Genomic DNA, 5,511 nt, shown 5'->3' on the forward strand with positions numbered 1-5,511 from the left:
TTTTCTTTGGTCAAGAAAGGAAACAAGTTCACACCATCAAAATGATCTGATTCCTGTAGATCAATCCCAGCCAAACCCATAAAGGTCGGCATCAGGTCAAGTGCAATTATAGGATGGGTATAAGATTCACCAGACGGTAGAGAACCTTTCCATTTCATAATAAATGGGACACGAATGCCACCTTCCAGCAGAATTCCTTTTTGTCCGTTGAATGGGGCATTGTTGGAGGCATTTTGATCAACAGGCCCACCATTGTCGCTTAAAAAAACTATCAGGGTATTTTCCTCCAATCCTTCTTCTTTTAAGGTATTTATGATCCGTCCGACATTGATGTCCAAGCGGTGGACCATGGCAAGGTAGATTCTTCTTTTTTCATCTGAAATATTTGAAAACAACGCTAAATCCTCCACGGTTGCATGCATTGGGGCATGGGGAGCATTGAATGATGCGTATAAGAAAAAAGGTTGATTTTTATGCCTTCTGATAAAATCTATGCATTCGTCCCCCTTGTCGTCTGTGAGGTAAGTGATCGGTTGAGGAGTTTTGTAATTACTTTCTATGGGAGCCAAATAGCCTTGTCCATTTTCCTCAGATTTAAAATAATGATGTCCTCCACCTACATATCCCCAAAATTCATCAAAACCACGGTTCAAAGGGTGAAATTGTTTTTTTGATCCCAAATGCCATTTACCAATTAATCCGGATACATATCCTGCTTCCTTCAATCTATCGGCAATGGTCTTTTCCCCAATTGGCAGGCCTGCATACTCTGGATCAAAGCCCGGGGTATTATCAGTCAGGTTATTGTCATAGCCAAAACTGACCTGGTTTTTACCGGTCAACAACCCTGCCCTAGATGGACTGCATACGGGTGCTGATACATAGGCTTGGGTGAAGTTCACCCCCTCAGCTGCCAAGGCATCAATATTAGGAGTCTTAATCTGTAAACTCCCATTGAGGCTTAAGTCTGCGAAGCCAAGGTCATCCGCCAAAATCAGGATGATATTGGGTTTTTGCATAGACTGTCCCACACTGATATTCAGGATAGAAAAAGATAAAAAAATAAGGAATGATATAGCAACTTTCAATTTCATGGGTTTTTCCTTAGTTGTCAAAAAATGATAGATCCCAACTATCCCTCCATCTCAATACAGGTCTTTTGTTTTCAAATTCAATAGGAAGCCAAATGTACCGACCATCAATTGGATTTTCCGGTACCCACCTATCTCCTACATAGATAAAAGCATCTTTCTTTCCGATGACAGGTATCACCGCAGTGCTCTGTGACCAAAAAGTGGTTTTCATTTCGTCTTCTGTTCCTCTCACCATATTTCCCAAAGGAGTCCAAGGGCCTAATGGGTGGTCCGCCACTGCAGATTTCCCCGGATTGGGGTTCCAGCCGGTAAGTCCGGAGGAAAACATATAATATTTTCCGTCTTTCTTGAAAATGGCAGGCGCTTCGTTTTGTTGCCCCGGTAATACCCTGGTATAGTTCCCTGTAAAATCCATATAATCCTCAGTCAACTCGGCCACATGAAGTGTTTGATTGTTTTCGGAAGAATGAAAATGATAGGCTTTCCCGTCATCATCCACAAAGAGTGTCATATCCCTGGCCATTTGACCTTTTTCAAAATCCCTTCTCAAAAAGACCCCATTCACCACCGCCTCTTTCCATTCAGGAGATGGCCTTTCAAATTTGTCAAGATCAACAGGCAAAGATTTTAGGCTGTCCGGATAATTTGTCGGCCATATTCCTGCATGTGGATTGACACTTTTAATATAAGAGTAAGGACCGGTTACATTGTCACTTACCGCTAATCCTGTCATAGCTGCCTCATATCCCCTATCCTTGAGCTCATGATGAAACCACATGACAAACTTTTTGGTCTTTTCATTATAGATTACCTTTGGTCGTTCTATGACACATCCTTTTATCAAAAGGGAATTTGGATCATCATGCACTTCAAGAGCAATTCCTTCATTTTTCCAATTGAAAAGGTCCTTGGATGAATATACTCCAACACCCACTTGTGCTTTATTCCCTTCTGCACCTTCGACCTTATGTTCTCCAAACCAATAGTATGTGTCTTCTTGGATCAAAAAACCACCACCATGGGCATTGATATGTAACCCCAGGTCATCTTCCCAAACCTGACCCGGTTGAAAATCCCGGTATTTCACCTGAAAGGCAAGCAGGCAACAAATGGATAGAAAAATTATAACTGTTATTTTTTTCATTGGTTATTGTCTGTTTTTTTTTCAACATAGTTTATCGCACCAAGACTTGGCTTACCCATTGTTGGATTTCCTAAAAAGTCTGTTTGCATATCCAGCCCATCCATCAAGCCAAATTCATCATTCGGCAGAAATGGAATGCTGATTCCTTTTTGTATCAATTCTTTGTTTTGTGGGATGTAATCTTTCGGCTTCATTCCACCGGGATTTTTGAAATCAGCAGATCCAAATAGGGGCTTTGCATCCTGTATCATGATACCTGACGGCCAGTTTGATCCATTCAGAAAAAGGTTGTTTTCAAAAAAAACACTTTCCATCTCAGATACACTTTCATCGTCAGGCTTGTACTGATCACCTGCTACCAATTCAGAACGCCCCTCTAAGTGAAAGATGTTGTTGACAATCAAAATACCTTTTGATCGATTATCAATGGCAATTTTCGATACTTGATCCGATTTCACATACATGGTATTGTTGTAGAAGTAGGAGTTGACAGGAGCTTTCCTTTCCCTTTGCCCACCTTGATACCCACTCAACCAAAAAATCTTTCCTTCCTGAAATGCACCATTTTCGCCTTTTATCCTATGCCCATCATTGACACTGATATTGTAGCGGTAGGCACAGTTGTAGTTATTTCCGAGAATCTCACAAAAACCACCTGCATTCTCAGCACTGAAGTTGTACTGCAGAATTACGTTATCACAGTTGAAGTCAATATGTGCGCCTGCGGAATCTCCAGGGCCATTGGCATACATAAAACTATTATGCTCGATCATCACATAGGATGCTGACCAAGTCCAAAGACCTGAACCTCTGCCCCACTTTCGGGAATCATCAGTGCTACCTGAGTGGCTGACTTCATTTCCTTTGACGTGTACAAATTTCACCCCGGACATCTGAATTCCTGGACCACCTGTTCGGAAAACCTTATTGTCCAAGATCCTGACATTTCTGACATTTTGTTTTTGGGTACCCGTGAGTTTGATTCCTGTATGGCTTACATTTTCTATTGTTGAATTGCTGATCCAAACATTTTCTATTTCAGCATCGTCATTGGCAATCATGCGGATTCCCCAACCGTATTTTTGCGTTCCGTTAGCCGATCTTACTTCACCTTCCGTCCTTCCAATACCTTCTTTTTCATAGAAGATATCATGAATGTGGAGTTCTTCTAAATGAATATTTGTAATTCTTTCATTTCCTTTGCCGAAGATCAAAACACCGACCCGCATCTCTCCATCACCTGTATCGTCAACTGGTCCATTGGCAGTGATGTCAAGGTTCTTGATGATGATATGGTTAGAGTTGGTAATCAAAAGACCATTGAGAAGACCTGTAGCATCTAACATGGATTTTTCTTTGATATCATCACCGTTATTTTGATAAGAATCTATTAGGATAGGATTTTCAAAACTCCCTTGAACATGATCAAGGACTAAAGTTTCATGGAATACTTCCCCCGCAGCTAAAAAGATCCTATCCCCCGGTTCGAGGGTCAAGTCACTTATTTTCACCAATGACTTGAAAGGCGATTTAAATGAGGATCCATTGGCGCTATCATTCCCCATTTTTGGATGGAAATAATAATCCTTTGCCTCGGCATTGTATCCCAAGAAAATCAGGAAAATAATTATGAATTTGAAATCTATATCATTCATCAATTAATTGCTTTTTTTGAAAATTTATTGATTGGATTTTCTTCCATACCGATCAGGGTGAAGCTTGGAATAAGCTTCATCTTCCAACAACCCCATAAAGAGAGGATCTTTCAACATGCTTTTCCATGTATTGATTTTATCTGCTAAACCGTCAAGCTGAGCATTATTTTCACTGGCAAGATTTCGCTTTTCAGAAATATCGTTTTTGATATCAAATAGGAATTGCTCATTTGGCCCAGAAATCATTTTGTCATGAAGTGTTCGGATTGCAAACCTTTCAGCATTGAAATTCCTCCAATAAAGAGCTTCATGTGGTGCATTTTGATTTTCACCTGTCAGGTATGGGATCAAATTGACTCCATCCAATTCGTTCTTGGTTTGTGTTCCAATCAATCCTGCCATGGTTCCAAAAATGTCCAGAGAAATAATTGGATAGTCATAGGTGGCTCCTTTTGGAATCACTCCTTTCCACTGCACTGCAAATGGCACCCTTACCCCGCCTTCAAAGAAGTCTCCCTTTTTTCCTCTCAATGGTTTGTTGTCCGAAGCATTATTGGGCATTGGACCACCATTGTCAGAAAGAAAAAAAACAATCGTGTTTTCTTCAATCCCCAATTCTTGCAACAAATCCAAAATATTCCCCACACCATCATCTACCGCAGAGACCATTGCCGCATAGGTTTTCCTTTTTTCATTGGAAATGTCAGGAAACCTATTCAGGTATTTTTCTGTCGCTTGCATGGGTGCATGCGGAGCATTATAGGATAGGAATAAGAAGAATGGGTCTTTATGATTTCTTTCAATAAAAGACAATGCTTCTCTGGAAAACGCATCGGTCAGATACTCCTTTTCCTCTACTCTTTCTTTATTTCTTAAGAGTTTTGTCCAGTAAGCTCCAAATTGGGAATCAACTTCAAACTCATCTTGTAAGGTTAAATTTTCAGGAAAATACTGATGTCCTCCAGATAGAAAACCGTAGAATTCATCAAACCCCCGTTGATTGGGATGTAGCGTTTGGTGAGCTCCCAAATGCCATTTTCCAATGATTGAAGTTTTGTAGGAGGCTTCTTGAAGATAATCACCAAGCGTCTGTTCCGATAGCGGAAGTCCCATGGTGGAATCGTTTGGTGCAAAAAGCGGGTTTTTAGCAAAGCCAAACTTATCCTGATACCTTCCGGTAATCAGACCAGCTCTACTTGGACCACAAACAGCATAAGAAACATACCCTGAAGTGAACATTGTCCCATTGGCTGCTATCCGATCAATATTTGGAGTAGGTATTTCTTTACTACCATTGAATCCCACATCAGCATAACCCTGATCATCCGTCAAAATAATGACAATATTGGGAGACCTTTTATCAATTTGGGCATAGCCTTCCAATGAGATGGAAAGGGTTATGGCGAACAAAAGCAGTCTATACATACAAAATAGGGAAGGAGATGTTGGATACTTTCCGGAAAAGAACATTATAGTACCAGGCCCTCGAAGGGATCTGGCACTATATTTTATTTACCAAATAATCTGATAAGATTAATCCCAAATAGGATTTTGGACCAAATTCCTATTGGCGTCCAATTCATTTTGAGGGATTGGAAACGTTTCAGACCTTCTTCCC

The 5,511-nt window shown here is 40.6% G+C and carries 5 protein-coding genes; all 5 read right to left on the reverse strand.

Annotation, left to right across the window (positions count from 1 at the left end; genetic code table 11):
* On the reverse strand, positions 1–1,094 hold a 1,094-nt coding region (locus ACEW8U_RS21660; protein WP_373524141.1), incomplete at its 3' end, for a sulfatase-like hydrolase/transferase.
* A gap of 10 nt (positions 1,095–1,104) precedes the next feature.
* Complete coding sequence (locus ACEW8U_RS21665; protein WP_373524142.1) at positions 1,105–2,238, reverse strand: glycoside hydrolase family 43 protein; 1,134 nt, start codon at positions 2,236–2,238, stop codon at positions 1,105–1,107.
* Entirely contained in the window at positions 2,235–3,893 is a 1,659-nt protein-coding gene (locus tag ACEW8U_RS21670) for a right-handed parallel beta-helix repeat-containing protein (protein WP_373524143.1), read from the reverse strand. Before ACEW8U_RS21670 ends, ACEW8U_RS21665 begins: the two co-directional genes overlap by 4 nt.
* Before the next feature lie 24 nt (positions 3,894–3,917).
* The gene (locus tag ACEW8U_RS21675; RefSeq protein WP_373524144.1) at positions 3,918–5,318 is read right to left on the reverse strand and encodes a sulfatase-like hydrolase/transferase; all 1,401 of its coding nucleotides are present in this window, start codon (positions 5,316–5,318) and stop codon (positions 3,918–3,920) included.
* 108 nt (positions 5,319–5,426) lie between these two features.
* The coding region (locus ACEW8U_RS21680; RefSeq protein ID WP_373524145.1) for a RagB/SusD family nutrient uptake outer membrane protein at positions 5,427–5,511 on the reverse strand (85 nt) is incomplete at its 5' end.

Source organism: Aquiflexum sp. (assembly GCF_041751335.1).
Classification (GTDB): Bacteria; Bacteroidota; Bacteroidia; order Cytophagales; family Cyclobacteriaceae; genus Aquiflexum.

What these genes read in the sequence shown, in the direction of transcription:
- ACEW8U_RS21665 (WP_373524142.1), bottom strand. Translation starts at nt 2,238, where the DNA reads ATGAAAAAAATAACAGTTATAATTTTTCTATCCATTTGTTGCCTGCTT.
- ACEW8U_RS21670 (WP_373524143.1), bottom strand. Translation starts at nt 3,893, where the DNA reads ATGAATGATATAGATTTCAAATTCATAATTATTTTCCTGATTTTCTTG.
- ACEW8U_RS21675 (WP_373524144.1), bottom strand. Translation starts at nt 5,318, where the DNA reads ATGTATAGACTGCTTTTGTTCGCCATAACCCTTTCCATCTCATTGGAA.